The organism is Candidatus Brevundimonas phytovorans, assembly GCA_029203145.1.
Classification (GTDB): domain Bacteria; phylum Pseudomonadota; class Alphaproteobacteria; order Caulobacterales; family Caulobacteraceae; genus Brevundimonas; species Brevundimonas phytovorans.
On sequence record CP119309.1, the window covers coordinates 2,097,445 to 2,124,155 of the forward strand.

The window sequence follows — 26,711 nt, forward strand, 5'->3', positions numbered from 1 at the left end:
CTCAGCGGCCCTTCTTCCTCAGCCACATGGCGGCGTCGGCTTCGGACAGCCAGACCTCGGGATCGGTCTGACCGGCGTAGGCGCGGATGCCGAACGAGCCGCCTAGGGCCACCGTCGCCCCGTCCCAGACGAAACCTTCGGTTTCCAGGGCCGTCGCCAGACGCTTCGCCTTTTCCCGTCCCTCGTCGGCGCCCGCGTTCATCAGCAGAAGCGCGAACTCGTCGCCGCCCAGACGCCCGACAGCGTCAGACTCGCGCACATTGGCCAGCAGCAGGTCAGCCACGGCCATCAGGGCGGCGTCCCCTGCCGCGTGGCCCAGACCGTCGTTCACGCCCTTGAACCCGTCCATGTCGAGATAGAGCAGGGCCGCCTCGACCTCGTGACGGCGGCAATAGGCCATGCTGCGGTTCAGCACCGCCATGAAGCCGCGCCGGTTCAGCGCAGGCGTCAGGACATCGTGATCCGCCAGGGCCTCGGCCGTCTCGGCCCGGACCGTCAGGGCGGCGACTTCGGCGCGCAGCCGTTCGATCTCGGCGTGCAGATCGGTCCCTGCAGTCGGTTCGGCCACGTGGTTCAAGTCAGGCTCCGGTATCGCGAATCGCGGGCGACTCAGGCCCTCGCGACGCGGATGATTCTAGCGACCTTGGTTGCGGGCGCAACGCGCGTGCTGTAACGGGCCGCTTTCCGTGTGGGGAGCCTTCGCGCATGACCGCCTCGACGCCACCTGTCGCCATCATCATGGGCAGCCGTTCCGACTGGCCGACCATGAAGCTGGCCGCCGAACGCCTGGATCAGCTGGGTGTCGCCTGGGAGGCCAAGGTCGTCAGCGCCCACCGCACCCCCCAACGCCTCTATGACTTCGCGACGACCGCCAAGGCGAACGGCCACAAGGTCATCATCGCCGGCGCCGGCGGCGCGGCCCACCTGCCGGGCATGGCCGCCTCGATGACTGACCTGCCGGTGCTCGGCGTGCCGGTCCAGTCCAAGGCGCTGAAGGGCATGGATAGCCTGCTCTCCATCGTCCAGATGCCCGGCGGCGTGCCCGTCGCCACCCTGGCCATCGGCGAGGCGGGCGCCGCCAACGCCGGCATCCTGGCCGCGCAGATCCTGGCCCTGTCGGACCCCGCCTTGGCCGAACGCCTCAGCGCCTTCCGCGCCGCCCAGACCGCTTCCGTCGCCGAAACCGTCGAGGACTGACTTGCCCCAGCTCCCCCTGCCCCCCGGATCGACCCTCGGCATTCTCGGCGGGGGCCAGTTGGGCCGGATGCTGAGCCAGGCCGCCTCGCGCCTCGGCTTCGACGTGGTGATCCTCGACCCCGAGCCCGACTGCCCGGCGGCCCGCGTCTCGCGCGCCCAGATCACCGCGCCGTATGACGACCCCGATGCGCTGCAGGCGCTCGGCCGCCTGTGCGACGTCGTCACCTTCGAGTTCGAGAACGTGCCCGCCCTATCGGTCGAGCAGCTGGCCGAGGCCGGCGCCCTGGTCGCGCCGGGGCCGACCGCTCTGGCCGTGGCTCAGGACCGGGTGGACGAGAAGACCTATCTGAACGCCGTCGGCGCCGCGACCGTCGACTTCGCCGCCGTCTCGACCCTGGATGACCTCGCCACCGCCATCGAGACGCTGGGCCTGCCCGCCCTGCTGAAGACCCGCCGCGAAGGCTATGACGGCAAGGGCCAGGTCTGGATCAGGGACGCCGCCGACGCCGAAGCCGCCTTCGACGCCATCGGGCGCCGCCCCGCCGTTCTGGAAGCCGCCGCCGTCTTCAATCGCGAACTGTCGGTGATCGCCGCGCGCGGCCGTGACGGCGCGGTCGCCGTCTATCCTCTGGGCGAGAACATCCACGCCAACGGGGTGCTGAAGACCACCCTGGCTCCCGCCGCCGTGGATGCGGCGACGCAAGGACGCGCCCATGAGATCGCCTCGGCGGTCCTCGACGGCCTCGACTACGTCGGGGTCATGGGCATCGAGTTGTTCGACATGGGAGACGGCGTCTTGCTGGTGAACGAGGTCGCCCCGCGCGTCCACAACACCGGCCACTGGACCCAGGACGGCTGCGTCTGCGACCAGTTCGAACAGCACATCCGCGCCATCGTCGGCTGGCCGCTCGGCCCCACCGAGGCCCATGCCCGCATCGAAATGACCAACCTGCTGGGCGACGAGGTCGACCAGTGGCGCGCCCTGGCCGCCGAACCGAACGCCCGCCTGCACCTCTACGGCAAGGCCGAGGCCCGCGCCGGACGCAAGATGGCGCACGTGAACCGCATCCTCTGACCCTCTCCCATCAGGAGAGGGCGCTCAAGCTTCCTTCGCCCCATACCTCAACCGCCCCAGCGCATCCGTGACCGCTTTCAGGGGGGCGTCGAAGTCCTTGCCGGCCTTCCACTTCTCGAAGGCCATGACGTTCTCGATGCGGCGAGCGACGAAGGCCTCGGCGGCTTCGCGGCCTTCGAACCAGCGCATGGTCAGGGCGGGGATCAGGATGCCGGCCAGAATGGCGCGCTTGGAATAGTGGTTCTGGTCCGTGGCCGTGTCGCCGGCCCAGCGCCACAGGTGATCGGCGCTTTCCCAGGCCAGCTTGAAGCCCAGGTCCGCATGGGTCGGCAGGGCCAGGAATCCGGCGCAGCGCTTGGCCGCCTCAAGGTCCTCGGCCCCCGCCTCCAGCCGCGCCGAGACGGCGGCGGCGATTCGCTGGCGAATCTTCATCGTCTCCGGCGGCGTGGCCTCCAGCGCCTTCAAGGCCCGCGAATCGTGGCGACGCGACAGCAGGACGGCGAGGTCGCGCGCGCCGTTCGGCAACAGCAGCTCCTCGTCCCCCAGCGACAGGCCGTTGGCCTCGCACGCCGCGCGGACCAGTCTACGGTTCCAGCCCAGGGCCGGCGCACGCGTCAGGGCGGCGTCCAGCACGGCCTGTTCCATGCGGGTGGCCCAGTCAGTCCTGGGAGCGGAGGCGGCGGTGTCGGTCATATCCCCAGAATAGTCCTCTCCGTCCGGCATTTCGACCCATCACGATTGCCTGTGTCGATCTGGACAGGCCCCGATGGGTCGTGTATCAGCGCGCCTTCATCCGAGAGCCTCAGTTCTTTCGGTCGAGATTTTTATTTTGTCTGCCCGTCTCCCTTCGAAAGGACGCGGCGGGCGGCCAAAGGAGAGATAACCCTGGTTCAGATTTTCGTTCGCGACAACAACGTCGATCAGGCGCTCAAGGCCCTGAAAAAGAAGATGCAACGTGAAGGCAGCTTCCGTGAAATGAAGCGCCACGTGCACTTCGAAAAGCCTTCGGAAAAGCGCGCCCGTCAAAAGGCTGAAGCTGTCCGTCGCGCCCGCAAGCTGGCGCGCAAGCGCGCCCAGCGCGAGGGCCTGCTGCCGGCGCCGAAGCCCCGGGTTCCGGGCGGCCGTTAATACGGTCCCAGCCCAGGCTGAAAGATCAAGGCCCGCCCCGGGAAACCGGAGCGGGCCTTTTCTTTGGCTGCGGCTCAGAAAACAGGACCGCCCGCCTCGCGAGATCGCGGCCGCGGCTCGGCCTCGCTGCGCGCGTTGGCCAGGGTGACGAGGCATGCGGCCTCGCCCCGTCGCTAGGCCCCATCGATGTCTCGTCTGAAGTGAGGTCTATCGCCCTTCGGGCTACTTGAGACCCCGAGATTAGCCCGCGTTCGCGCGCTGCCCCCTTCACTCCTGAACGCTTCGCCTGATCCGTCGCCGCCTTCCGCTGGGTGCTCCCTTGCCCGGTGCGCGCGATGGAGGACAAACGGCTCGACAAGACCCCCGTTCTCTCCGCCCCCGCCGCCGCTTCGGTTCGCCGGCCTAGCGAGCCCTCCCTTGCGACGGGACAGGGGGATGATGAGCCAGGTCGAGGGTGGGGCGAGGAAATGGGGGATGGCGGGCTCAATCCCTTGCAGTTTCAGGGATTGGCGGGGCTGGATGTGAAGGCTGCCCCTTTCACCGCTCATCCCGGCGGACGCCGGGACCTAGTGAGAGCCTCACGCACGGCGTTTGCAGCCAAAGGACTGGACCCCGGCATCCGCCGGGGTGAGCGGATTTGGTAAGGGTGAGCCCCCCTCATCCGTCAGCCCCGGATCAAGTCCGAGGACTGCCACCCGTCGTCGCTCGCGGTGCGAGCTTCCTCCACCCGCAAGGGGAAAAGGTTTTTTAGAGCGTTAGGCCCGGACGGCGCGGCTGGCGTCGACGCCGAGGGCGGTCAGGGCGACAGCGGCGATGTGGTCGGCGTCGAGGCCGGCCTGGGCGTACATGACCTCGGGCTTGTCCTGGTCCTGGAAGACGTCGGGCAGGGTCAGGGTGCGGATCTTGAGGCCGCTGTCCAGCGCGCCCTTCTCGGCCAGTAGTTGCAGGACGAAGGCGCCGAAGCCGCCCATGGCGCCCTCTTCCACCGTGATCAGGCATTCATGCTCGCGCGCCAGACGCAGGATCATGTCGGCGTCCAGCGGCTTGGCGAAGCGGGCGTCGGCGACCGTGGCCGAGACGCCGCGCGCGGCCAGCAGGTCGGCGGCTTTCAGCGATTCCTGCAGGCGGGTGCCCAGCGACAGGATGGCGACCGACGTGCCTTCGCGAACGATGCGGCCCTTGCCGATCTCCAGCGGGGCGGCCAGTTCGGGAATCTCGACGCCGACGCCGTCGCCGCGCGGATAGCGGAAGGCGCTGGGGCGGTCGTCGATGGCCAGGGAGGTCGAGATCATGGCGGCCAGTTCCGCCTCGTCGGCGGCGGCCATCAGCACCATGCCGGGCAGAGCCCCCATGAAGCCGATGTCGAACGAGCCTGCGTGGGTCGCGCCGTCGGCGCCGACGAGCCCTGCGCGGTCCATGGCGAAGCGCACCGGCAGGGACTGGATCGCCACATCGTGGACGACCTGATCATAGCCGCGCTGAAGGAAGGTCGAATAGATGGCGCAGACTGGCTTCATCCCATCCGCCGCCAGACCGGCGGCGAAGGTGACGGCGTGCTGCTCGGCGATGCCGACGTCGAAGGTGCGGTCGGGGAAGGCCTGACCGAACAGGTCCAGCCCGGTGCCGGTCGGCATGGCGGCGGTGATGGCCACGATGCTGGGATCGTTGTGGGCGTGCTTGATCAGCTCTGTGCCGAAGACCTTGGTGTAGCTGGGGGCGTTTGAGACGGCCTTGGCCTGCTTGCCCGAGACCACGTCGAACTTGACCACGCCGTGGTACTTGTCGGCGCTGTCCTCGGCGGGGGCGTAGCCCTTGCCCTTTTGCGTGACGACGTGGACCAGCACCGGACGGTCGGTGATGGCCGCGGCGTTTTTCAGGATGGGGACCAGGTTCTCCATGTCGTGACCGTCGATCGGCCCGATGTAGTAGAAGCCCAGCTCCTCGAAGAAGGTGCCGCCGACGATCATGCCGCGAGCGTATTCCTCGGCCTTGCGCGCCGCGTCGCGGAAGGGGCGCGGCATGTGGTCGACGAACTTCTTCCCGACCTTGCGGATGTTCTGATAGGCGCCGCCCGAGACCTGTTTAGCCAGATAGGCGCTCATGCCGCCGACGGGCGGGGCGATCGACATGTCGTTGTCGTTCAGCACCACCATCAACTGGCCGCTGGTGGCCTCGGCGGCGTTGTTCATCGCCTCATAGGCCATGCCCGCCGACATGGAGCCGTCGCCGATGACGGCCACGACGCGGTTCTTCTCGCCCTTGGCGTCGCGGGCGGCGGCAAAGCCGAGGGCGGCGCTGATCGAGGTCGAGGCGTGGGCCGCGCCAAAGGGGTCGTATTCGCTCTCGGCGCGCTTGGTGAAGCCCGACAGGCCGCCGCCGTGACGCAGGGTGCGGATGCGGTCGCGGCGCCCAGTCAGGATCTTGTGCGGATAGCACTGATGGCCGACGTCCCAGATGAGGATATCCCTGGGCGTCTCGAACACATGGTGCAGGGCGACCGTCAGCTCGACCACGCCGAGCGCCGAGCCCAGATGGCCGCCGGTGACGGAGACAGCGTCGATGGTCTCGGTCCGCACGTCGTCGGCCAACTGCTTCAGCCGCGCGATGTCGAACCCGCGCATATCGGCGGGAACAGTGACGGTGTCGAGAACGGGGGTGTCGGGCATCGTAACGGGGGGCCTTTGACGCGGATCGTCAGTCATTTAACCCGCGGACAGCGGGGGCGTTTCCTATCAGGACCTGCGCTTGAGCACAAAGTCCACGCTCGCCTTGAGGATTTCGCCCTCGTGGCCGAACGGATCCAGGTGGGAGCGGGCCTGATCGGCCAGGTGCGCGACCCTGTGACGCGCCGCCTCGACGCCCAGCAGGGTGACGAAATTGGTCTTGCCGAGCGCTGCGTCCTTGCCGCCGGCGGCCTTGCCCAGTTCGGCGGCGTCGCCCTCGACGTCCAGCAGGTCGTCGACGATCTGATAGGCCAGACCGATGTCGTGGGCGAAGCTGATCAGGGCGTGACGGGCGGAATCGCTGGCGTTGGCGATGATCAGCGGAATCTCGAAGGCGTAGGCGAACAGGGCGCCGGTCTTCAGCCGCTGCATCCGAGCGACGCCGCCGAGGTCGTCGCGGACGCCCAGCAGGTCGATCATCTGACCACCAGCCATGCCACGCGCGCCGGACGCAAACGACAGGCGCCGGGCCAGCTCGCAGCGGATGGCGGGGTCCTCGTGGGTGTCTTCGTCGAGGATGATGTCGAAGGCGGCGGTCTGAAGCGCGTCGCCGGCCAGGATGGCGGTGGCCTCGTCATAGGCGATGTGCAGGGTCGGCCGGCCGCGCCGCACGTCGTCGTCGTCCATCGCCGGCAGGTCGTCATGCACCAGGGAATAGGCGTGGACGCATTCCAGGGCGCAGGCGGCGCGCAGCACGGCGCGCTCGTCCACATTGAACAGGCGCCCCGCCTCGATGGCGAAGAAGGGCCGCAGACGCTTGCCGGGGCCGAGCGCGGCATAGCGCATGGCCTCGGTCAGGCGGCATTCGGGGCCGTCGGCGCGGGGCAGCAGCTCGTCGAGGGCGACCGTGACCAGATCGGCGATCTCGGCCACCCGGTCGATGACGGCCTGTTCTGGAGAGTTGGCGGCGAGCAGGGTCACGACGGCGCCGTCAGGCGAATTCGGCGGGTTCGACGCCCTTGGCCTGGCCGTCGGCGCCGACGACGATTTTCTCGACGCGCAGTTGGGCGGCTTTCAGCCGGGCCTCGCAGTGGGCCTTGAGGCGCGCGCCCTCTTCGTACAGGGCGATGGACTCTTCCAGCGGGGCCTGGCCCGACTCCAGACGCGAGACAATGCCCTCCAGACGCGACAGGGCGTCCTCGAAGCTGAGATCGGCGGAAACGGCGGGGGAAACGGGGGCGTCGGTCATGATGCGGGCAACCTAGAGACGCCCGCGCGGCGCATCAACGACGAAAGCCTTTATATCCGTCAACCGTTCGGGTTCAGCGCTTCTCGTAGCGCCGCTGGGACCAGTATTTGAAGCCCTGGTTCTCGGCCAGGCGCCACCCGTGGAACTTCAGCTTCTGGCCGACCATGTGGTTGAAGTAGCCGTGGGCCAGGACCAGGACGTCCTGACCTTCGCTCGCGCGGGCGATCAGGATGCGGGCCGCCTGATCGGCGCGGACCTCGGCCTCGGCGCGGGTTTCTTGGCCTTCGTGGTGGTTGAAGACGTGCCACCAGAAGCGCGAAATCACGCCCCAGTAGCGCGGCGACAGCTTGATCCACGACGGAAAATGCGGCGGCGGCAGGGGCGCCTCGATGAACAGGGCGTCGACCAGGACCTCGCGGTCGCGGGCCACGGCGCGGGCCGTTTCCTGAGCGCGCAGACGCGACGAGGCGTAGATGGCGCCCGCGCCCTCGGCGGCGGTCAGCAGGGTCTGCGGCGGCGTCTGGCCGGCGCGCAGGCCGCCGACCTCATAGCGGCCCCACCAGTCGCGGTACTCGTCCGAGGTGATCAGACATTTGCGCGACAGGGCCGGTTCGCCGTGTCGCGCCAGGATGATCGCGCCCACAGCCGGCGTCGCCTGGGCGGCGGGGTCCGCCTCTGAAGGCGTCGATGCGGCGGATTCGGTGTGGGTCATGAGTGCGGGAGACGTCATAGCACGGGGAGCAGCCTGTCAAATCAAGGCTTTGGCGTCCCTCAATCCCCCCGAATGCGGTTAGCGGGGCCAGCGTTTCGTCGGCCCCTTGGAAGATGGTGGTAGCTCCCGGCACGCGCCCCTGCAACCACCAAGCGATGACAGCCTCGCGAGCGCCCTCTCGACCCCCGCCCCGCCCGGCGCTAGAGGCGAAGCCATGACCGAGCCCGTGATCCGCCCCGCCCGCCCCGACGACGCCGCCGCCCTGGCCGTGCTGGGCCGACAGACGTTCGTGGACACCTTTGTCGAGGGCTTCGGCATCCCCTACCCCGCCGCCGACCTGGCCGCCTTCCTCGACAAGAGCTTCAGCGTCGAGACCATCCTGTCGAAACTGGCCGAGCCGGGCGCCGCCTGGTGGGTGGCCGACCGCGACGGCGACATCCTGGGCTTCGCCAACACCGGGCCCAACACCCTGCCCCATCCCGACGCTCAGCCCAGCCACGCTGAACTGCGCCGCCTCTACATCGGCCGCGACGCGCAAGGCCTGGGTCTGGGGACCCAGCTGCTGAAACTGGCGCTGGAATGGATGGAGGCCCACACCGACGGCCCCCTGTGGATCGGCGTCTGGAGCGGCAACGAGAAGGCGCAGAAACTCTACGCCGCCTACGGCTTCGAGAAGGCCGGCGAATACGACTACCCGGTTGGCGCCTGGAACGACCACGAGTTCATCTTGAAACGCGGCTGATCGCGGCCCAGTCTGATCCCATGCTCCTGCCCTTCTTCACCGCCCTGCGCGAAGCTCGTGTTCCGGTTTCGCTGAAGGAATGGCTCCATCTGATGGAGGCCATGGACAAGGATGTGGCCGGGCGCGACGTCGAGGCCTTCTACCACCTGTCGCGGGCGGTGCTGGTCAAGGACGAGAAGCACTATGACCGGTTCGATCAGGTGTTCGGCAAGGTGTTCAAGGGGTTGGAGACGGTCGGGGCGGGCGAGGACCTGACCACCGATATCCCTGAGGACTGGCTGCGGCTGCTGACCGAGAAGTTCCTGACCGACGGGGAGAAGGCTCAAATCGAGGCCCAATGGGCGTCTCTGGGCGGCTTCGACAAGCTGATGGAGACGCTGAAACAGCGTCTGGAGGAGCAGAAGGAACGCCACGCGGGCGGCAACAAGTGGATCGGGACCGGCGGGACCAGCCCTTTTGGCCACGGCGGCTATAACCCCGAGGGCGTGCGCATCGGCGGGCCTGGCAAGCAGGGCCGCGCGGTCAAGGTCTGGGAAAAGCGCGAATACAGGAACCTGGACGACAGCGTCGAACTGGGCACCCGCAACATCAAGGTCGCCCTGCGCCGTCTGCGCCGCTTTGCGCGCGAGGGCGCGGCCGAAGAACTGGATCTGGACGGCACCATCGACGGCACGGCGCGTCAGGGCTGGCTGGACATCCAGATGCGGCCCGAGCGGCGCAACACCATCAAGGTCCTGCTGTTCCTCGACATCGGCGGGTCGATGGATGGCCATATCAAGCTGTGCGAGGAACTGTTCTCGGCGGCCAGGACCGAGTTCAAGAACCTGGAGTTCTTCTACTTCCACAACTGCCTCTATGAAGGGGTGTGGAAGGACAACCGGCGGCGGCACAATGAGAAGATCCCGACCTGGGACGTGCTGAACAAATACCCCGGCGACTGGCGCGCCATCTTCGTCGGCGACGCCACCATGAGCCCCTATGAGATCACCATGCCGGGCGGCTCGGTCGAGCACTGGAACGAGGAGGCCGGCGCCGTCTGGCTGAAACGCGCCCGCCAGCAGTGGGACAAGTCGGTCTGGCTGAACCCCGTCACCGAACGCTACTGGAGCTATACCCAGTCGGTCGGCCTGATCCGCGAGGTCATGGACCAGAGGATGTATTCCCTGACGCTGGATGGGCTGGACAAGGCCATGCGGGCGCTGACGCGGTAGGGCGGCGCTCGGCCCGTTGGAGACGTTCGATCGATCCGTTATCGTCCCGCCATGAATAGGGCGAAGGCTATCGAACTCGTAAAGTCCCGGATCGCCGACATTGGCGAGCAAGGCTTCACCTACCCTATCACCAGCGTTCGTGAGCATGCGGATATTTGGGCGATAGCAGTGCAGCCCACCCGGCCAGACGGACAGCCTTTGTACGACTACATGAGCTTCGATGTAGACAAGGTGACTAGCGAAGTCCGCCACATGGTCTAGCCCGCCTGATTGTGATTGTTTCCCATCCTTGAGCGACTTTGAAGGCGACTGCTTTCTGACCAAGAGGTCAACACGAAAACAACGGATAGCGGACGCTAACTACCGCCTTTCCAGCGGCAGGGGCTCGCCCGGAAAAGCATAGTCCCAGATCGCCAGCTTCGCGTAGTCGTGGGCGTCGGCGGCATCCTCGGCTTCGTAAACATCGAAATGCGTTAGGATTCCGATCCAGTCGGTATTGGGGTCAGAGAACGCTTCAGCCGCTTCGAGCTGAAAATCCCGCCGAGTGATTTCATCCGAGAGATAGGCCCCGAGCGAACGCTCCATCTCGTCATTGAGGATGATTGGACCAAGAGCCTGGATTTTAAGAAATTCGCCTATTCGACGAGGTACTGCCACAGGCGGGAGAGCCGGTCTGGTCCGCTTTTGACCCATCAGGCGGGCTAGCCAGTTCATCACAGCTTCCTCGAATAGCGCAGATGATGAACCTATCATCCCCAAGTCCGCTGCCCACCCATTACGGACATTCTCTATGAACCGGCCCCTTCACGGGCAACGACTGACGCGACCGGGCTCTGGCTAAAATAGGCATGAAAAGGCCGCCGCCCTGTGAGGGCGACGGCCTGATCGGTACCAACGGGGGGTCTTAGTGGCGGTCGCCGCGCAGGGTGTCCTTGAGGCCGCCGACGGCGTTCTGGACCTTGCCTTCGACCTGATCGGCGCGGCCTTCGGCCTTCAGTTTTTCGTCGCCAGTCACCTTGCCGGCGGCTTCCTTGATCTTGCCGCCGATGTTCTTGGCGGCGCCTTCGATACGGTCATGATCAGGCATGAGAACCCTCTGTACTGACGCCGTCGGGCTGACGACGCTTCGACAGAAACAACCGTTCGGCGGCGGTCAGGTTCCCTGGATTTTCGCACGCAGCCATTTGACCACGGCCCAGGCGTGGGCTTCGTGGCGCAGGCGCGAGACGGCGTCCAGCGGGTCCAGCCAGACCAGTTCGTGGTCGGGCTCGCACTGGGTCGAGGCGTCGAAACCGGTGACGCGCACGGTCCAGAACCCCCCGGCGTTGTTGACCGGCGAGCCGTCGGTCTTGCGGAAATATTGCGCCGCCTCGGTCAGCCGATCCTCGGGCTGGACGATCAGGCCGGTCTCCTCGGCGAACTCTCGCACCAGGGCCTGCTGCTCGCTTTCCTCGCCGTCGACGGCGCCGCCGGGCAGGTCGAAATAGCTGCCCTCACCGCGATCCACGCGGACGCAGGCCAGCTTGCCGTCCTGTTCGACCAGACCGAAGGTCGCGGCGCGGTGGAGGTAGTCGAGGCCGGGTCGGGCCGTTCCAAACTGAAGCTTCATCGCGGCAGACTAACGCGCGTCACGGCCGATGCGAAAGGGCCTAAAGGTCAAATGGGGCGCGCGGATTTGAGACGCGCCTTCGCCAGCGTCGTGCTTGCAGCCAAAGCACTGGATCCCGGCGTCCGCCGGGATGAGCGGTGAGAGGGAGGAGAACTTGAGCTAAAGGTCGAAGACCAGTTGCGCGCGCACGCCGGGGTGGTCGGCGTCGAACTGCACCGCCGAACGCAGACCGCCGGCCATGGCGGACACGATCTTGGAGCCCAGGCCGGTGCCCTTGGGGGCGCCGTCGCCCAGGCCGGGGCCGTCGTCCTCGACGGTCAGGACGGCGCGTCCCTCGGCCGCGGCGGCCAGCACGACCCGAATCTCGCCGCCCTCGCCCGGCTCATAGGCGTATTTGACGGCGTTGGTGACGAGTTCGGTGACGATGACGCCGAGGGAGACGGCCTGATCCGTCGTCACCCGCATGGGTTCGGCGCGCAGGGTGAGACGGAGCGCGCCCTCGCCCGTGGCGGGACCGATCGACTTGCCCAGTTCCTCGACCAGACCTTGCAGGTATTCGTCCATGGCCACGGTGGCGAGGTCCGACGAGGTGTAGAGGCGGCGGTGGACGTGGGCGACCGCCTCGATCCGCACCTGGGCCTCGCGCAGGGCCGAGCGCGCGCCCTCGTCGGCCAGCTGGCGCAGTTGCAGGGAGATGAAGCTGGACACCAGTTGCAGGGAGTTGCCGACGCGGTGATTGACCTCGCGCAGCATGGCCTCGGCGCGGTCGCGGGCCAGGCGGACTTCTTCCTGGGCGACTTCGTTCTCGCGCTCCAGACGGCGGCGCAGCAGGGCGTCCTCGATGGCCGAGCGCAGCAGGGCGGTGAAGTCCTCGGACACGTCCTTGATGACATAGTCGGCGGCGCCGGCGCGCAGGGCGGCCACGGCGATGCGTCCGTCCTGGGCCCCGGTGACATAGACGACCGGCGGCGGGCCGGGCAGGTCGAGAATGTCGGGCAGGACGTCCAGCCCCTCGCGACCCGGCATGTAGTGGTCCAGGGCGCAGACGTCGAACTCGCCGGCCTGCAGCGCGGCGTAGCCGGCGTCGGCGTCGGGGGCGCAGGTGACTTCGTAGCCGTGACGGCCGAGCTCCTTCTGGACCAGCCGCGATAGACCCCGATCGTCGTCGATGTAGAGCAGGCGGATAGGGGCGCTCAAATCTCGGGAGCCTGCATGACGGACAGGAAGAGGCCCAGTTGCTGGATGGCGCCGGCGAAGGCTTCGTAGTCGACCGGCTTGGTGATGTAGACGTTGCAGCCCAGGTCGTAGCAGCGCTGGATCTCGATCTTGTCGTCGGTCGTGGTCAGGATGACGACGGGGGCGCGGCGCAGCCGCTCGTCCGATTTGACCTTTTCCAGGATGTCGGTCCCCGACATGTCCGGCAGGTTGAGGTCCAGCAGGATCAGCAGAGGGCCCTGGGCCCGGACCTCCTCGCTGAACAGATAGTCGAGCGCCGCGTCGCCGTGATCGAAGTGAACGATGTCGTTGGCGATATTGGCGCGGCGGATGTTCTTTTCGATGAGTTTGGCGTGGCCGTGGTCGTCCTCGACCATGACGATCTTCACGGAGTGGCTCATAGATTGTCTCCAGCCTCGCCCAGCACGATCAACCGTGTGGGGAATTTGAGATGGAATGTCGAGCCCTGGCCCAGCTCTGACTCCAGGGTGATGGTCCCGCCAAGACGGCGCACGCTGTTGCGCACGAAGGCCAGGCCCAGACCCTCGCCCGGCAGGTCCTGCTTTCCGGCGCGGCGGAACAGCTCGAAGATGCGCTCATGGTCGCGTTCGGACACGCCGCGCCCGTTGTCGGTGATCCGGTAGTGGAGCCAGCCGTCGGCGGTCTGGTGGCCCTCGGCCAGGATGCGGATCGGCCGACCCGGCTGCTGATACTTGACCGCATTGTCGAGCAGGTTGCCGAAAATCTGTTCGATCGAGAAGCGGTCGCTTTCCAGCACCGGCAGGTCGCGCACGATGATCTCGCCGCCCGCCTCGCTGACCTGATGGTTGAGGCTGTCGGCGATGCCGCGGACCAGAGCCGTCATGTCCAGCGGCTCGGGCGCCAGCCGGCGGCGCCCCTCGCGCGACAGTTTCAGGATGGCGTTGATCAGCCGGTCCATCTTGGCCGTCGAGGCGCGGATGAAGCCGACCGCCTCGGGCACGTCCTCGCGCACGGCCCGAATGGCCTCGGGCTCGATGGCGTCGGGATGGGTCTGCTCCAGCTGGGTCAACTGGTGGTCGAAGATCTTGCCGATCTGCTCCAGCTCGGAGGTGTAGCCCATGACGTTGACCAGGGGCGAACGCAGGTCGTGGCTGACGATATAGGCGAAGCGCTGGATTTCCTCATTGGCGCGGGTCAGCTCGGCGGTGCGGTCGCGGACCTGGTTCTCCAGCCCGGCGTTGAGGCGATCCAGTTCCAGGCGGGCGCTTTCGATCTCCTCGACATAGCGGCGCACCAGCCAGGTGCTGATGCCGGCCAGGATCAGGATCAGCAGGGCGGCGAGCGCGTTGACCGACACCGTCACCGCCGAGGCCCTTTCCGACTGCCGCGTGCGTTCGGCCAGGCGCCGGGCCTCGACCGCGTCGATGGCGGTCAGTTCGATCCGCATCTGATCCATCAGAACCTTGCCCCGGCCGCTGCGGATCAGGGAGACCGCCTCGCCGATCCGACCCGTGCGGGTCAAGGCGATGGTGTGATCCATCAGGGTCATGCGCTCACGATAGAGGGCCTGGACCCGCTCCAACCGGGGGGCCAGTTCGGCGTCCGCGCCGATCAGGCCGTCAAGCCGCGCCAGCACGCCGGGCAGTTGCGCCACCGCCCGGTCATGGACCTTGAGATACTCGGGCCGCGCCGTCAGCATGAAGCCGCGCTGCCCCGTCTCGGCGTCGACCAGAAGGCCCAGCACGTCCTTGGCCGCCAGACGCACCTGCTGGCTGTGATCGACCGTGTCGTTATAGGCCGATGTCCGCTGGATCATGACGTAGGTGGCGGCGTTGACCGCCAGCAGCAGCAGGATGGCCAGAGCCAGCAGGGCGATGATCGAACGGCTGAGGGTCGGCGTGCGCAGAAAGGCGCCAAAGGTCCGCAGGGCCGGCCGAATACGTTTCATGGTCGCCAGCTTATCGACCCAACCCCTTGAGTCCAGTCGTTAACCTCGATCCGGGTCAGACCGTGCCGACGGTCCGCAGGCGGGCCTTGGGGTGGACCTCGTTCTGGCTCATCACCACCGTCTGGCCGCGGAAGCGCTCGATGATGGATCGGACATAGGGGCGCACCTGGGGGCCGGTCAGCAGCACGGGATTCTCACCCGACATGGCGGCGCGCTCGAAGGTGTCGCGGACGCCGCGGATGAAGTCCTGAAGGCGGCTGGGGGCCATGGCCAGCTGCTTGTCCTCGCCGGGGCCGATCAGACTGTCGGCAAAGGCCTGTTCCCAGTCCGGCGACAGGGTGACGATGGGCAGGGCGCCGTCGTCGCCGCGATTGGCCCAGCAGAGCTGGCGCGCCAGACGGGTGCGGACGTGCTCGACCAGGGTGGTGACGCTGGTGGTGTGGGGCGCGGCCTCGGCCAGACCTTCGAGGATGGCGGGGAGGTCGCGGATCGAGACCTTTTCGCGCAGCAGGCTTTGCAGGACGCGTTGCAGGGTGGTGACGGTGACGACGGTGGGGATCAACTCCTCCACCAGCTTCTGCTCCTCGCCCTTCAACTCCTTCAGCAGCTTCTGGACCTCGGCGTAGGTCAGCAGCTCGGCCATGTTCTCCTTGAGGATCTCGGTCAGGTGCGTGGTCAGCACTGTCGAGGGATCGACCAGGGTATAGCCGCGGAAGGTGGCCTCCTCGCGCAGGGATTCGTCGATCCAGGTGGCGGGCAGGCCAAACGCAGGCTCGCGCGTGTGCTCGCCCGGCAGCTCGACCTGACGGCCCGCGGGGTCCATGGCCATCAGGGACGACAGGCGCACCTCGCCCGCGCCCGCCTCCATCTCCTTGATGCGGATGGCGTAGCCCTGATTGGGCAGGCGCATGTTGTCGAGGATGCGCACGCTGGGCATGACGAAGCCGTATTCCTGGGCCAGCGAGCGGCGCAGGGCGCGGATCTGATCGGTCAGGCGGCGGCCTTCCAGATCATTGATCAGGGTCAGCAGGGCGTAGCCCAGCTCGATCTTGACCTCGTCGATGGTCAGGGCGGTCGAGATCGGCTCCTCGACGTCCTCCTTGGGCTTGCCCAGGTCCACGGCCTCGACCACGGCGGGCTTGAGCCGATTCCGACCCAGCCTCCAGGCCATGAAGCCGGAACCGATGGCCAGGGCGGCGAAGGGGATCAGCGGCATCCCCGGGATCAGGCCGATCAGGCCCGCCGCGCCCGAGACGACGCCGAGCGACACCGGGTTGGTCGCCAGTTGCGCCACCAGGGCCTTGTCCGCCGTGCCCTCGACGCCCGCCTTGGACACCAGGAAGCCGGCGGCGATGGAGATGATGATGGCCGGGACCTGGGTCACAAGACCGTCGCCTATGGTCAGCTGGACATAGGTGTTGGCCGCCTCGCCCACCGGCAGCTGATGTTGCAGCACCCCGATCAGCAGTCCGCCGATGGCGTTGATGAAGGTGATGATCAGGCCGGCCACGGCGTCGCCGCGCACGAATTTCGAGGCGCCGTCCATGGCCCCGAAGAAGGTGGATTCCTGTTCCAGCTCCTTGCGGCGCAGCTTGGCCTGGTCCTCGTCGATCAAGCCCGACGACAGGTCGGCGTCGATGGCCATCTGCTTGCCCGGCATGGAGTCCAGGGTGAAGCGGGCCGAAACCTCGGCGATGCGGGTCGAGCCCTTGGTGATGACAACGAAGTTCACCACCAGAACGATGGCGAAGATGATGACCCCGATGATGAAGTTGCCGCCCATCATCAGCTGGCCGAAGGCGTTGATGACCTGACCGGCGCTGTCGTGGCCTTCGTGCCCGTGGGTCAGGATCAACCGGGTCGAGGCCAGGTTGAGACCCAGACGGAACAGGGTCGAGACCAGCAGCACCGTGGGGAAGATGGCGAAGTCCAGCGGCCGCTTCATCATCACGGCCGTCATCAGGATCAACACGGACGAGACCAGCGAAATCGCCAGCAGCAGGTCCAGAAGCATCTTCGGAACCGGCAGGATCAGCAGCATGATGACGCCGATCACGCCGATCGCCATCAGCACCTCGCCGCGCATCAGCCAGCCGAGCGCGTCGCGCCCGGTGGGGCGCGCATAGCCGTCCTTCATCAGGATCGGCGCATCAACCATGGCGATGGGCGAAGGTCATCCCGCCTGATGACAGGATTCGCGCAGATTCAGCCATGCCCCAGGGCCTTCAACGCCCGCCGGGTCGCTTCGGCGATGACGGCCTCCCGTTGGGCGTCGGTGGACTCCCGCGTGGCGTGGAAATAGACGGCGATGACGATCGGCGCGCCGCTCTTTACGTCCTGGGGCGGCTGGATCAGGCCGATGTCGTTGGTCGGGCCATAGCCGCCGGAGCCGGTCTTGTGCGCCACGACCCAGCCTGTCGGGACGCCCGCCTTGATCCGGCCCTGCCCTGTCGGCGTGGCGGTCATCCAGCGCATCAGCAGAGCCTTTGACGCCGCGTTCAGCGGGGTTTCGGGGGAAACCAGCAGACGGCTGATGTTCTGGACCGACTGGATCGGGGTGATGGTGTCCTTGTCGCCGTCGGCGCGGTTCATCTCCGGCTCGAGACGGTCGACGCGGGTGCTGTCGTCGCCGATGCCGCGATAGAAGGCGCGCAGGGCGTCCAGCCCGCCCATCTCGCGGATCAGGATGTTGGCGGCGGGGTTGTCGCTCAGCTCGACCGTGGCCTGCATCAGTTGTTCGACCGTCAGGGTCGAGCCCACGGCCTTTTGCGTGGTCGGCGCATGATTGATCATGTCGGCGGCGGTGATGGGGATGGCGCGATCCAGTCGCTCATCGCCCGCCTGCACCCGCAACAGGGTGGCGGCGGCCAGATACATCTTGAAGGTCGAGCAATAGACGAAGCGTTCGTCGCCGCGCCAGGCGGCGTTGGCTCCGGCGGAGGCGATGGCCAGGCCGAGCCGTCCGCCGTGGCGCGCTTCCAGATCCGACAGGTCCAGATCGAGCGGGCCGTCTTCGGCGTCGATATCGGCGTCCAGATCGGCCTCGGCCGACATCACCTCGCGCGAACAGGCCGCCAGCATAAGGCCGCCGACGCCCAGCAGGAGGATGCGGCGGTCGGCGCGCATGGGTCTAGCCCGCCGCGCCATAGGCGGCGGCGACGCCCGACTGGGGCGCCGGGATGGCCGTGCCCTCGTCGGCGTATTCGTTCAGCTTGTTGCGCAGGGTGCGGATCGAGATGCCCAGAATGGTCGCCGCATGGGTGCGGTTGCCCAGGCAGTGGTTCAGGGTGTCGAGGATCAGCGTCTTTTCCATCTCGGCCACGGTCTGACCGACGAAGCTGCGGGTCATGGCGTCGGCCATCTGAGCCGCATGACCGGCGACGCCCCCGTCATAGGTCGAGGCGGTCGGCGACGGGGCGGTCGAGCCGCCTTCCAGCAGGGGGCGGCCGTCCGGCAGGCGGATGGCGTCAACGTCGATCTCCGGCCCCGTCGCCAGCAGGACGGCGCGGTGCATGGCGTTTTCCAGCTCGCGCACGTTGCCGGGCCAGCGGTGGCCGACCAGGGCGCGGCGGGCCTCGATCGAGATCGGACGCGGCGGCACGCCGTTGGCGACGGCGTATTTGCGGATGAAGTGGTCGCACAGGACGGCGATGTCGCCAGGACGTTCGCGCAAGGACGGCAGACGCAGGTTCACCACGTTCAGGCGATAGAGCAGGTCCTCGCGGAAGCTCCCCTCGGCCACGGCCTTGGCCAGGTCGCGGTTCGAGGTGGCGATGATGCGGATGTTGACCGGCACCGGCTTGGAGCCGCCGACGCGGTCGATGACCCGTTCCTGAATGGCGCGCAGCAGCTTGGCTTGCAGGCGGGCGTCCATCTCGCTGATTTCGTCCAGCAGCAGGGTGCCGCCGTCGGCCTCCTCGAACTTGCCGATGCGGCGGGCCACAGCGCCGGTGAAGGCGCCCTTCTCGTGACCGAACAGCTCGGATTCCAGCAGGTTGTCGGGAATGGCGGCGCAGTTGACGCTGATGAAGGCGCGGTCGGCGCGCTTGGAGCCGTTGTGCAGGTGACGGGCCATCACCTCCTTGCCGACGCCGCTTTCGCCGGTGATCAGGATGGAGGCGTCCGAGCGCGCCACCTGATCGGCCAGGGCCACGACGGCCTTCATCGCCGGATCGGCCGAGATCATCGGGCGCTCGTCGTCGGCCACGGCGGACAGGACGGCGGCGATCAGGTCCGCCTCGGGCGGCAGGGGGATGAACTCCTTGGCCCCGGCGCGGATGGCGTCGGCGGCTTCGCGCGCGTCGGCGTCCACGCCGCAGGCCACGACCGGGACGTGGATGCGCTCGGCGTCGTTGGCGGCGATCAGGGCGGCGATGTCGATGCGGTAGTCGACCATCATCAGGTCGGCCCCCTGCCCGCGACGCAGTTGCTCAGTCGCCTGATCGGCGCGTTCGACGTGCTGGACCTTGGCGCCGTGCGCCATGGCCATCTTCACCGCCGTCGCCAGCTGTCCGCTGAGCCTGCCAACCACCAGAAGCCGCATGGGTCTTCTCCTCTAGATCGCTACAACGAAAACCGGGCGGCCCATCAGGCGCCCGAGTCCTCGGTCTTGATGATTTCCGTCATGGTCACGCCCAGGCGGTCCTCGACGACGACGACCTCCCCGCGGGCGACCAGACGGTTGTTGACGAAGATGTCGATCGCCTCGCCGACCTTGCGGTCCAGCTCCAGCACCGAGCCGCGGTTCAGCTTCAGCAGCTGGGCCACCGACATGTGGGCCTTGCCCAGGACGGCCGAAATGTTGACCGGCACGTCGAAGACGGTGGCCAGGTCGGCGGCGGACTTCTCGCCGCCCTCGTCGGCGACGGCGAGCGCAGTGGAATCGCCGAACTCTTCCAGGGCGAGATCGTCGGTGGCCATCAGAAGGCGCTCCTGTCGAGGGTTTCAGCATGACCGGCCTCGGCGGCCAAGGCGGCCTCCAGGGCGGCCGAAACGCGGGCGGCGACGCCCTCGGGATCAAACTCGGCGCGGCCGTCGGCCCATTCCAGCGTGAAGGCGGCGGCGGGGGCGCCGGCGTCCTCGCGGAAGGCGATCAGGCCGCTGAAACCGGCGTCGGCGCACAGGGCCTCCACATGGGCGCGGGTCTCGGCGTCCAGACCCGAGGCGCGGACCTGCAAACGGGGCGAGGCGTCGATCTCCTGGGCCAGTTGCTCGATGGCGGCTTCCAGCGGGCGGCGCGGGAAGCGATCGAAGGCGGCGGAGGCCAGGGTGCGGGCGGCGGCGACCGACAGTTCTGCCGACTGACGACGATGGGCCTCGGCGACCGTGCTGAGCGCTCCGGCGGCCTGGGCCACCGACTGGGCCAGGGCGGACAGGGCGTCGGCGCGCAGGGCCTCGACCTCGGCCAGGGCCTGCTGGCGGGCTTCCAGACGGGCCTGGGCGACCAGGGCGTCGACCTCGGCCGGGGCGAAGGACCGCTTGACCGGTTGCCAGGCCGAGGGGCGCACGACGTCGCCAGCCGCATCGAACTCGGTGTCGAAGATGAAGGGACGCGCGGTGGAGGGGATGCCGGTCATGTCAGTAGATCAACTCGTCGTCGCCGCTCTGGCCGGCCAGCATGATGTCGCCGCGCGCGGCCAGGTCCTTGGCCACCTGGACCATGGTCATCTGGGCGGCGTCGACGTCCTTGAGGCGGACAGGCCCCATGGACTCCATGTCTTCGCGCATGATCTTCGAGGCGCGCTCGGACATGTTGGAGAAGAACATCTCCCGCAGGGCGTCCGAGGCGCCCTTGAGCGCCAGACCCAGCTGATCCTTCTCGACCGCGCGCAGCAGGGTCTGCACGCCGCCGGGGTCCAGCTTGGACAGATCCTCGAAGACGAACATCAGCGAGCGGATGCGCTCGGCGGAATCGCGGCTGCGTTCCTCCAGGGCGCCGATGAAGCGGGCCTCGGTCTGGCGGTCGAAGCTGTTGAAGATGTCGGCCATCAGTTCATGGCTGTCGCGCTTGGACGTGCGCGCCAGGTTGGACATGAACTCGGTGCGCAGGGTTTGCTCGATCTTGTCGAGGATGTCGCGCTGCACCGGCTCCATGCGCAGCATGCGCTGGACGCATTCCAGGGCGAAGTCCTCGGGCAGGGCCGTCAGCACGCGCGAGGCGTGGTCAGGGCGGACCTTGGACAGGACCACGGCGACGGTCTGCGGGTATTCGTTCTTGAGATAGTTGGCGAGGACCGCCTCGTTCACATTGCCGAGCTTGTCCCACATGGTGCGCCCGGCGGGGCCGCGGATTTCCTCCATCAGGGCGTCGACGCGGTCGCCCGGCATGAAGGAGGCCAGCAGGCGCTGGGTCTGCTCATAGCTGCCCATCAAGGCCCCGGCGCCACCGATGCCGGAGACGAACTCGACCAGGACCTCCTCGACCACGGCGGCGGCCACGGTGCCGAGACCGGCCATGGCCTGGGAGACCTCCTTGATCTCCTCCTCATCGAGCTGCTGCCACAGGATGGTGTGCTCTTCGCCCAGCGACAGCAGGACGACGGCCGCCTTTTCAGGGCCCGTCAGCTTGCGGATATCGTCGATCGGGGCCTTTTTACTCACCAGGCGGGTCATGTGGTTTCATGCACCCAGGAGCGGAGGATGGCGGTGGATTCCTCGGGGTGGGAATCCACGAAGTCGGCCACCTTCTTGATCGAGGAGGCCTTCACCTGGCCCTCGATGCGCGCGATGTCGAGGCGCTGATCCATCTCGCTGGGCGCGGCCAGCATGGCCGGCTGGCCAGGCAGGGTTCCGCCGACCAGCTGAGTGTCCAGCGGCGTCACCGGCAGGCCGTTGGCGCCGGCCAGGGCAGGCGCGCCGGCGCCGCCCGAGGCCGTCTTCAGCAGGGGACGGACGACGAAGAAGATCAGCAGCAGGCCGGTGATCAGCAGGACCAGCAGTTCGACCCCGCGCATGATGTCGTTCTTGTCGAAGTTGAACATCGACGAGCCTTCGTCCGCGCCCGGCGCCGCCGAGGGTTCGCGGTTGAAGCGGACGTTGACCACCTCGATCTTGTCGCCGCGGGTCTCGTCGATGCCGACGGCGGCCGCGACCAGGGTCTTGATCTGCTGCACTTCTTCGGCGGTGCGCGGGGCGTAGGTCGGCTCGCCCTTGCCGCCGGCGGCCGGCGTGTACTTGCCGTCCACGGCGACCGAGACCGACAGCTTCTTGACCTCGCCCGGCTCCTTGACTGTCGTGGTGGTGGTGTTGGAGATCTCGTAGTTGGTCGTCTCGGTGTTTTCCGAGTTGGTCGAGCCGATCGGCGTGGTGTTCGGAGCCTGACCGCCGGGGATGTTGTTGGTGGCGGTGACGCCGCCGTCGGCCTGGCCCGTCGTGTCCTGCGACTGCGAACCGTTGGTGGAGGTCGAGCGGACGACCTGACCGTCGGGGTCGTATTTCTGTTCCTGGGTGGTCGAGCGGCTGTGGTCGATGTCGGCAGTGACCTGGACGCGGGCCGCCCCGGCGCCGACGACGCCCTCGACGATGTCCTTGATGCGGGCCTGCAGCTGGGATTCGGTCGTGGCCTTGGCGGCCTCGGCGTTGGCCGAGGTGAAGCCCGTGTCTTCCGAGCCGGCGGCCAGGGTGCGATTGGACTGGTCCGTCACCGTGACCTTGTCCGGCTTCAGGTTCGGCACCGAGGAGGCGACGACGTTGCGGATGGCGCGAACCTGATCGGCGCTGAGATCGCGCCCGCCCACGCCCACGACCACGGCGGCGGTGGGATCGGTGGCGGCCGCCTGGAACATCTCGCGGCGCGGCATGGTGATGTGGACGCGGGCCGAGGTGATGCCGCGCATCGACATGATGGTGCGCGACAGCTCGCCTTGCAGGGCGCGCTGCTCGTTCAGGTTCTGCTGGAACTCGGTCTGGCCCAGCACCGACTGGTTGTCGAAGATCTCGTAGCCGACGCTGCCCGAGGTCACGAGCCCCTTGCCCGCCAGCAGCAGGCGCGCCGTGCCGACTTCGTCGCGGCTGACGAAGATGGTCGAGCCGTCGCCCTTGGAAGTGTATTTGATGGCGGCCTGATCCAGGGCCGCGCTGATCTCGGAGGCTTCGCGCAGGTCGAGGTTGGAATAGAGCAGAGCGTCGGGCGCCTGGCCCACCCGCAGCATGACGGCGACCAGCACGGCGGCCACGCCCGCGGCGACGCCAAGCACTGCGGCCAAGCGGCCGATCCCGAACTTCTGCAACGCCGCCGTGAAGCCGCCCACGCGTCCCCGCCTCATACTGGCGGGAGGACCACACCGCCCCGCTAGGCAGAAAGTGCCGCGTGGATGGTAAACGCCGCGTTAAGATGCGTTAAAGATTGAGGGAATCCGAGGTCTATCAGCTTTCCTCCCCATTCCATGGGGAGGTGGATCAGCGGCGAAGCCGACGAGACGGAGGGGGCGACTCTGCGGCTGCCGTTTGCGCCGCCCCCTCCACCGCTACGCGGTCCCCCTCCCCATGAAATGGGGAGGAAAGAAAAAGGCGGCGCGCCTTTCGACACGCCGCCCTCTTCAGACTTCAGTGTTTGAAAGCTCAGGCCGCCTTCAGCAGCTCGGCCTTCAGGTCGCCAGCCGCCTTGATGCGGGCTTCGGCGATGGCGTCGGCGATCAGGTGGGTCGGCTTGTTCTCGACCACCGAGCGCTCAAGGATTTCCTCGAAGGTGTCCATCAGGCGCGACAGCTTGCCTTCGACCCAGGAGGCGTCATAGGCGCCGCCCGACTGGCGAGCGTTCATTTCCGAGGCGACGTTGATGATGCCGCCGCCGTTGACGACGTAGTCGGGGGCGTAGAGCACGCCGCGACGGAACAGCTCGTCGCCGATGTCGGCGGTGGCCAGCTGGTTGTTGGCGGCGCCGCAGACGGCCTTGACCTTGAGGCGGTCGAGGGTCTGCAGGTTCAGCGTCGCGCCCAGGGCGCAGGGGGCGTAGATGTCGGCGGCGACGTCATAGATGGCGTCGGGCGCGACGATCTCGGCGCCGGTCGCGGCGGCGACGGCGTCCAGGTTGGCCTGGTTGACGTCGGTGATGATCAGCTTGGCGCCGGCCTTGTGCAGCTTCTCGGCCAGATAGGCGCCGACGTGGCCCACGCCCTGGATGGCGACGGTCAGGCCGGTCATGTCGTCCTGCTTGAACAGGCGACGGGCCACGACCAGATTCGAGCGGAACACGCCCTCGGCGGTGACAGGGCTGGGGTCGCCCGAGGCTTCCGGGCCGTCCTTCAGGCCGAGCACGTATTCGGTGACCTTGCGGGCCTCGGCGATGTCCTCGACCGAGGTGCCGACGTCTTCGGCGGCGTAGTAGTTACCGCCCAGACCGTTCAGGGCGCGGCCGAAGGCGCGGAACAGTTCCGGCGACTTCTGGGTGCGGCTGTCGCCGATGATGACCGACTTGCCGCCGCCCATTTCGAGGTCGGCGACCGCGTTCTTGTAGCTCATGCCCTTGGACAGACGCAGCACGTCTTCCAGCGCTTCGGCGGCCGAGGCGTAGTTCCACATCCGGGTGCCGCCGACGGCGGGGCCGCGCGCGGTGGAGTGAACGGCGACGATGGCCTTCAGGCCGGTTTTCTCGTCGTGGAAGGCGTGGACGCCTTCATGGTTCGCGAAAGAGGGGGAATCAAACAGCGTCTTGCCCATGACAGGCCTTTCCTGGGGTATTTTTTGTTGCGCGAGGAGATACGCCGCGCCCGCCTAAACGGCAAGCATGACGGTTTCGCGTCCGAGCCCTTCTTGATCCCGCTCATGCCGGCGGACGCCGGGATGAGCGGTGAGCGGGAACTCAGCGCGCCTTCGGATCAGCCCGCAGCGCCGGCAGCACCGGCCCGGCGCCGGACGGCAGGGGCGCGGCGGCGTCGCGCAGCCAGGCCTCGACGTCGCGATAGACGACCTCGCCTTGCAGGTCGCGGTTCAGGATGTGCCAGCCGTTCGGGTAATAGGCGGTGCGCAGGTTGGGCCGTTCGCCCGCCCGCTCCAGCGCCAGCCGCATCGGCCCCTTGCGCACGATCTGGTCATGGGCGCCGTAGAGCAGCAGGGTCGGTTTCTCGATCGCGCCGAGACGCATCGAGGCCGCCTCCATCAGGTCGACCAGGCCATGCATGGAATCGAAGCGGGTGGCGAGGATGCTCTGCGGATCGCGCCCGTTGCGGATCAGTTCCAGCGTATTGTCCGAGGCGCGAATGTTGCGGACGGCGAAGGCGGGCGGCTCAACCGTCTTGGCTCCCATCAGGCGAGCGGCGGCCCAGAGGCCGGCGCGGTTGAGCGGGCTCTGGCTGGACCAGCCCCAGACGCCGGGAGCCAGCAGGACCACCCGGTCGGCGTCGGGCGGGGTCTCGCCGCCGAAGGCGGCGATGGTCGAGGACCCGCCCATGCTCTCGCCCGCCACCACGATCAGGGCGTTGGGGCGCTCGGCGCGAACGAGGGAGACGATGGTGCGCAGGTCGGCGCTGGTCAGGCTCTCCGACGCGAACTCGCCGCGATGGGGCGACAGGCCGAAGCCGCGCTGGTCATAGGCCCAGGTTTCGATGCCGCGCGTGGCCCACCACGGCCCGGCCAGACGGAAGGAGGCGTAGTGGTCGTTGAAGCCGTGCAGGGCGACGATGACGGCCCAGGGCTGCGCGCCGTTCTCGGGGCTCCAGCGCAGATAGGGCAGCCGCGCGCCGTCCTGAACCACGAAGGCGCCGCGGCCGAGGGTTCCGGCCTCGATGCGCGGGCCATTGAAGCCGTTGGGCGGGGTTTGCGGGCCTTGCAGGTGCGGCGTGGCGCAGGCGGACAGGGCAAAGCTGAGCAGCACGGCGCCCATCCACCCGCGAAGAGCCTTCCCTTCTCCCCTCGAGGGAGAAGGTGGGCGCTGAAGGCGCTCGGATGAGGGGGAGGTTTCGGCAGGCAGACGGTCCGCCGATGAGCATGAGGTTGCCCGCCCCCTCATCCGTCTTGCTCCGCAAGCCACCTTCTCCCTCGAGGGGAGAAGGGAAAGAAAGCTGCGCATTACGCCAGTATCTCCGCTGTCCTCTGGCGAAGGTAGGGCAGAACCTCGGCGTCGAACCACGGATTTTTGCGCAGCCAGGCCGTATTGCGCCACGACGGGTGCGGCAGGGGCAGGATGGCGGGGGCGTAGTCGCGCCAGGCGCGGACCGTTTCGGTCATGGTGGCCCTGGCCCGGTCGCCCAGAGCCCAGGTCTGGGCATAGCCGCCGACCAGCAGGGTCAGCTCGACCTTGGGCAGTTCGGCCAGCAGCCGGGGCCGCCAAAGCTCGGCGCAGCGGCGCGGCGGCGGATAGTCGCCGCCTTTCGGATTTGTGCCGGGAAAGCAGAAGGCCTGGGCGGCGACGCCAAGACGGGCGTCGCCGTAGAAGGTCGCCTCGTCCACGCCCATCCAGTCGCGCAGGCGCACCCCGGACGGATCGGTGAAGGGCAGACCGCTTTCATGCACGCGCCGCCCCGGCGCCTGGCCGCAGATCAGCAGGCGGGTTTCGGGGGCGACCATGACCACCGGGCGTGGGGTGTGGGGCAACTGCCCCAGGCACGCCCGGCAGGCGCGGATGTCGGCCAGGACTGCGTCCAGACCGCCCTCGTCCACGCCCGCTTGGGGGCCCTCTTCAGGATCAGTCGAAGTCGCCGTCATCCGAAGGCTCGACCGGCGGCAGGGCCGCAAGCGCGGCAGCCGTCTCGGCCTCAGTCGGCAGGCGCAGACGGATCACGCCCTTGAAGGCGTTGGGGTCAACAACCTTGCCCTTCTTGGTGATGGTCAGCTTGCCCTGACGCATCAGGCCCAGGGCCGCGGCGCGGACCTTGGGCAGCATGCGCTGCCACTGCTCGGGCTGCAGCTCTTTGGCCACGTCCGAGGGTTCAATGCTCTTGCCGCCGACGTTCTTGGGGTCAGCCTTGGCCAGTTTTTCAAAAATGGCCGCTTCGATAGGATCGCTCATTGCGCCTATATGCTGCACAGCAGGACCGGAAAGAAG

General features: G+C 67.7%; 28 protein-coding genes. 5 read left to right on the forward strand and 23 right to left on the reverse strand.

All coding sequences use genetic code 11. The annotated features are described in order from the left end of the window. Position 1: 1 nt before the first annotated feature. Positions 2-568, reverse strand: a complete 567-nt coding sequence (locus tag P0Y52_10320) for a GGDEF domain-containing protein (protein WEK59478.1) — start codon at positions 566-568, stop codon at positions 2-4. Between the two features lie 137 nt (positions 569-705). Between P0Y52_10320 and purE the strand changes: the two genes are divergently transcribed. Together purE and P0Y52_10330 are read left to right on the forward strand one after the other, a co-directional pair. Continuing rightward, the gene (purE, locus tag P0Y52_10325; protein ID WEK56940.1) at positions 706-1,197 is read left to right on the forward strand and encodes a 5-(carboxyamino)imidazole ribonucleotide mutase; all 492 of its coding nucleotides are present in this window, start codon (positions 706-708) and stop codon (positions 1,195-1,197) included. A 1-nt stretch (position 1,198) separates the two neighbouring features. Beyond that, positions 1,199-2,272 (forward strand): 5-(carboxyamino)imidazole ribonucleotide synthase, encoded by a 1,074-nt coding sequence (locus tag P0Y52_10330; GenBank protein WEK56941.1) that lies wholly within the window; start codon positions 1,199-1,201, stop codon positions 2,270-2,272. A gap of 24 nt (positions 2,273-2,296) precedes the next feature. On the opposite strand, the gene P0Y52_10335 is transcribed toward P0Y52_10330, so the two are convergent. Beyond that, the gene (locus P0Y52_10335; protein ID WEK56942.1) at positions 2,297-2,965 is read right to left on the reverse strand and encodes a COQ9 family protein; all 669 of its coding nucleotides are present in this window, start codon (positions 2,963-2,965) and stop codon (positions 2,297-2,299) included. 192 nt (positions 2,966-3,157) lie between these two features. Between P0Y52_10335 and rpsU the strand changes: the two genes are divergently transcribed. After that, positions 3,158-3,400 carry a 30S ribosomal protein S21 gene (gene rpsU, locus P0Y52_10340; GenBank protein ID WEK59479.1) on the forward strand — a complete coding sequence of 81 codons (243 nt, stop codon included), beginning with the start codon at positions 3,158-3,160 and terminating at the stop codon, positions 3,398-3,400. Positions 3,401-4,155: 755 nt separating this feature from the next. Here the strand turns inward: rpsU and dxs are convergent. From dxs to P0Y52_10360, 4 genes are all read right to left on the reverse strand, one after another. Then, complete coding sequence (gene dxs / locus P0Y52_10345) at positions 4,156-6,066, reverse strand: 1-deoxy-D-xylulose-5-phosphate synthase (GenBank protein WEK56943.1); 1,911 nt, start codon at positions 6,064-6,066, stop codon at positions 4,156-4,158. A 66-nt stretch (positions 6,067-6,132) separates the two neighbouring features. Next, positions 6,133-7,005, reverse strand: coding sequence for a polyprenyl synthetase family protein (locus P0Y52_10350; GenBank protein ID WEK59480.1), 873 nt, complete (start codon positions 7,003-7,005; stop codon positions 6,133-6,135). Between the two features lie 49 nt (positions 7,006-7,054). Beyond that, complete coding sequence (locus P0Y52_10355) at positions 7,055-7,312, reverse strand: exodeoxyribonuclease VII small subunit (GenBank protein WEK56944.1); 258 nt, start codon at positions 7,310-7,312, stop codon at positions 7,055-7,057. A 73-nt stretch (positions 7,313-7,385) separates the two neighbouring features. Further along, positions 7,386-8,024: a phosphoglycerate mutase family protein gene (locus P0Y52_10360; GenBank protein WEK56945.1), complete on the reverse strand. Its 639-nt coding sequence runs from the start codon at positions 8,022-8,024 to the stop codon at positions 7,386-7,388. Between the two features lie 214 nt (positions 8,025-8,238). Here P0Y52_10360 and P0Y52_10365 point away from each other — a divergent pair, with 214 nt between their 5' ends. After that, positions 8,239-8,766: a GNAT family N-acetyltransferase gene (locus P0Y52_10365; protein WEK56946.1), complete on the forward strand. Its 528-nt coding sequence runs from the start codon at positions 8,239-8,241 to the stop codon at positions 8,764-8,766. Between the two features lie 20 nt (positions 8,767-8,786). Next, complete coding sequence (locus P0Y52_10370; GenBank protein WEK56947.1) at positions 8,787-9,977, forward strand: VWA domain-containing protein; 1,191 nt, start codon at positions 8,787-8,789, stop codon at positions 9,975-9,977. A gap of 360 nt (positions 9,978-10,337) precedes the next feature. Here P0Y52_10370 and P0Y52_10375 read toward each other — a convergent pair whose 3' ends face one another. From P0Y52_10375 to P0Y52_10455, 17 genes are all read right to left on the reverse strand, one after another. Continuing rightward, positions 10,338-10,691, reverse strand: coding sequence for a hypothetical protein (locus P0Y52_10375; GenBank protein ID WEK56948.1), 354 nt, complete (start codon positions 10,689-10,691; stop codon positions 10,338-10,340). Positions 10,692-10,881: 190 nt separating this feature from the next. Then, positions 10,882-11,064: a CsbD family protein gene (locus tag P0Y52_10380; protein ID WEK56949.1), complete on the reverse strand. Its 183-nt coding sequence runs from the start codon at positions 11,062-11,064 to the stop codon at positions 10,882-10,884. Between the two features lie 66 nt (positions 11,065-11,130). Continuing rightward, on the reverse strand, positions 11,131-11,586 hold the full coding sequence (locus P0Y52_10385) for an NUDIX domain-containing protein (protein WEK56950.1): 456 nt from the start codon (positions 11,584-11,586) through the stop codon (positions 11,131-11,133). A 159-nt stretch (positions 11,587-11,745) separates the two neighbouring features. Beyond that, positions 11,746-12,783 carry a histidine kinase dimerization/phosphoacceptor domain -containing protein gene (locus P0Y52_10390; protein WEK56951.1) on the reverse strand — a complete coding sequence of 346 codons (1,038 nt, stop codon included), beginning with the start codon at positions 12,781-12,783 and terminating at the stop codon, positions 11,746-11,748. Beyond that, entirely contained in the window at positions 12,780-13,202 is a 423-nt protein-coding gene (locus P0Y52_10395) for a response regulator (protein WEK56952.1), read from the reverse strand. Before P0Y52_10395 ends, P0Y52_10390 begins: the two co-directional genes overlap by 4 nt. Next, positions 13,199-14,731, reverse strand: a complete 1,533-nt coding sequence (locus tag P0Y52_10400; GenBank protein WEK56953.1) for a CHASE3 domain-containing protein — start codon at positions 14,729-14,731, stop codon at positions 13,199-13,201. Before P0Y52_10400 ends, P0Y52_10395 begins: the two co-directional genes overlap by 4 nt. A 55-nt stretch (positions 14,732-14,786) precedes the next feature. Continuing rightward, on the reverse strand, positions 14,787-16,868 hold the full coding sequence (gene flhA / locus P0Y52_10405) for a flagellar biosynthesis protein FlhA (protein WEK59481.1): 2,082 nt from the start codon (positions 16,866-16,868) through the stop codon (positions 14,787-14,789). A 68-nt stretch (positions 16,869-16,936) separates the two neighbouring features. After that, positions 16,937-17,857: a class A beta-lactamase gene (gene bla, locus P0Y52_10410; GenBank protein ID WEK56954.1), complete on the reverse strand. Its 921-nt coding sequence runs from the start codon at positions 17,855-17,857 to the stop codon at positions 16,937-16,939. 4 nt (positions 17,858-17,861) lie between these two features. Continuing rightward, complete coding sequence (locus P0Y52_10415; protein ID WEK56955.1) at positions 17,862-19,274, reverse strand: sigma-54 dependent transcriptional regulator; 1,413 nt, start codon at positions 19,272-19,274, stop codon at positions 17,862-17,864. Between the two features lie 44 nt (positions 19,275-19,318). Continuing rightward, the gene (fliN, locus tag P0Y52_10420; GenBank protein ID WEK56956.1) at positions 19,319-19,651 is read right to left on the reverse strand and encodes a flagellar motor switch protein FliN; all 333 of its coding nucleotides are present in this window, start codon (positions 19,649-19,651) and stop codon (positions 19,319-19,321) included. Then, positions 19,651-20,307, reverse strand: a complete 657-nt coding sequence (locus P0Y52_10425; GenBank protein WEK56957.1) for a flagellar assembly protein FlbE — start codon at positions 20,305-20,307, stop codon at positions 19,651-19,653. Before P0Y52_10425 ends, fliN begins: the two co-directional genes overlap by 1 nt. A gap of 1 nt (position 20,308) precedes the next feature. Then, on the reverse strand, positions 20,309-21,343 hold the full coding sequence (gene fliG / locus P0Y52_10430) for a flagellar motor switch protein FliG (GenBank protein ID WEK56958.1): 1,035 nt from the start codon (positions 21,341-21,343) through the stop codon (positions 20,309-20,311). Continuing rightward, positions 21,340-22,995, reverse strand: coding sequence for a flagellar basal-body MS-ring/collar protein FliF (fliF, locus tag P0Y52_10435; GenBank protein ID WEK56959.1), 1,656 nt, complete (start codon positions 22,993-22,995; stop codon positions 21,340-21,342). Before fliF ends, fliG begins: the two co-directional genes overlap by 4 nt. A gap of 295 nt (positions 22,996-23,290) precedes the next feature. Continuing rightward, positions 23,291-24,388: a Glu/Leu/Phe/Val dehydrogenase gene (locus P0Y52_10440; GenBank protein ID WEK56960.1), complete on the reverse strand. Its 1,098-nt coding sequence runs from the start codon at positions 24,386-24,388 to the stop codon at positions 23,291-23,293. Positions 24,389-24,530: 142 nt separating this feature from the next. Next, complete coding sequence (locus P0Y52_10445) at positions 24,531-25,550, reverse strand: alpha/beta fold hydrolase (protein WEK56961.1); 1,020 nt, start codon at positions 25,548-25,550, stop codon at positions 24,531-24,533. Between the two features lie 185 nt (positions 25,551-25,735). After that, positions 25,736-26,371 carry a uracil-DNA glycosylase family protein gene (locus P0Y52_10450; protein ID WEK56962.1) on the reverse strand — a complete coding sequence of 212 codons (636 nt, stop codon included), beginning with the start codon at positions 26,369-26,371 and terminating at the stop codon, positions 25,736-25,738. Further along, positions 26,352-26,675: a DUF3253 domain-containing protein gene (locus tag P0Y52_10455; protein ID WEK56963.1), complete on the reverse strand. Its 324-nt coding sequence runs from the start codon at positions 26,673-26,675 to the stop codon at positions 26,352-26,354. The genes P0Y52_10450 and P0Y52_10455 overlap by 20 nt, the downstream gene beginning before the upstream one ends. Positions 26,676-26,711: the final 36 nt, after the last annotated feature.

Bases quoted from the DNA above. Each gene is read 5' to 3' on its own strand.
- P0Y52_10455 (WEK56963.1), bottom strand. From the start codon at position 26,675: ATGAGCGATCCTATCGAAGCGGCCATTTTTGAAAAACTGGCCAAGGCT.
- P0Y52_10365 (WEK56946.1), top strand. From the start codon at position 8,239: ATGACCGAGCCCGTGATCCGCCCCGCCCGCCCCGACGACGCCGCCGCC.
- P0Y52_10415 (WEK56955.1), bottom strand. From the start codon at position 19,274: ATGCGGCTTCTGGTGGTTGGCAGGCTCAGCGGACAGCTGGCGACGGCG.
- fliN (WEK56956.1), bottom strand. From the start codon at position 19,651: ATGGCCACCGACGATCTCGCCCTGGAAGAGTTCGGCGATTCCACTGCG.
- bla (WEK56954.1), bottom strand. From the start codon at position 17,857: ATGCGCGCCGACCGCCGCATCCTCCTGCTGGGCGTCGGCGGCCTTATG.
- P0Y52_10425 (WEK56957.1), bottom strand. From the start codon at position 20,307: ATGACCGGCATCCCCTCCACCGCGCGTCCCTTCATCTTCGACACCGAG.
- purE (WEK56940.1), top strand. From the start codon at position 706: ATGACCGCCTCGACGCCACCTGTCGCCATCATCATGGGCAGCCGTTCC.
- flhA (WEK59481.1), bottom strand. From the start codon at position 16,868: ATGAAGGACGGCTATGCGCGCCCCACCGGGCGCGACGCGCTCGGCTGG.
- P0Y52_10385 (WEK56950.1), bottom strand. From the start codon at position 11,586: ATGAAGCTTCAGTTTGGAACGGCCCGACCCGGCCTCGACTACCTCCAC.
- P0Y52_10395 (WEK56952.1), bottom strand. From the start codon at position 13,202: ATGAGCCACTCCGTGAAGATCGTCATGGTCGAGGACGACCACGGCCAC.
- P0Y52_10445 (WEK56961.1), bottom strand. From the start codon at position 25,550: ATGGGCGCCGTGCTGCTCAGCTTTGCCCTGTCCGCCTGCGCCACGCCG.
- P0Y52_10380 (WEK56949.1), bottom strand. From the start codon at position 11,064: ATGCCTGATCATGACCGTATCGAAGGCGCCGCCAAGAACATCGGCGGC.
- fliF (WEK56959.1), bottom strand. From the start codon at position 22,995: ATGAGGCGGGGACGCGTGGGCGGCTTCACGGCGGCGTTGCAGAAGTTC.
- P0Y52_10370 (WEK56947.1), top strand. From the start codon at position 8,787: ATGCTCCTGCCCTTCTTCACCGCCCTGCGCGAAGCTCGTGTTCCGGTT.
- P0Y52_10450 (WEK56962.1), bottom strand. From the start codon at position 26,371: ATGACGGCGACTTCGACTGATCCTGAAGAGGGCCCCCAAGCGGGCGTG.
- dxs (WEK56943.1), bottom strand. From the start codon at position 6,066: ATGCCCGACACCCCCGTTCTCGACACCGTCACTGTTCCCGCCGATATG.
- P0Y52_10355 (WEK56944.1), bottom strand. From the start codon at position 7,312: ATGACCGACGCCCCCGTTTCCCCCGCCGTTTCCGCCGATCTCAGCTTC.
- P0Y52_10375 (WEK56948.1), bottom strand. From the start codon at position 10,691: ATGAACTGGCTAGCCCGCCTGATGGGTCAAAAGCGGACCAGACCGGCT.
- fliG (WEK56958.1), bottom strand. From the start codon at position 21,343: ATGACCCGCCTGGTGAGTAAAAAGGCCCCGATCGACGATATCCGCAAG.
- P0Y52_10335 (WEK56942.1), bottom strand. From the start codon at position 2,965: ATGACCGACACCGCCGCCTCCGCTCCCAGGACTGACTGGGCCACCCGC.
- P0Y52_10400 (WEK56953.1), bottom strand. From the start codon at position 14,731: ATGAAACGTATTCGGCCGGCCCTGCGGACCTTTGGCGCCTTTCTGCGC.
- P0Y52_10360 (WEK56945.1), bottom strand. From the start codon at position 8,024: ATGACCCACACCGAATCCGCCGCATCGACGCCTTCAGAGGCGGACCCC.
- P0Y52_10440 (WEK56960.1), bottom strand. From the start codon at position 24,388: ATGGGCAAGACGCTGTTTGATTCCCCCTCTTTCGCGAACCATGAAGGC.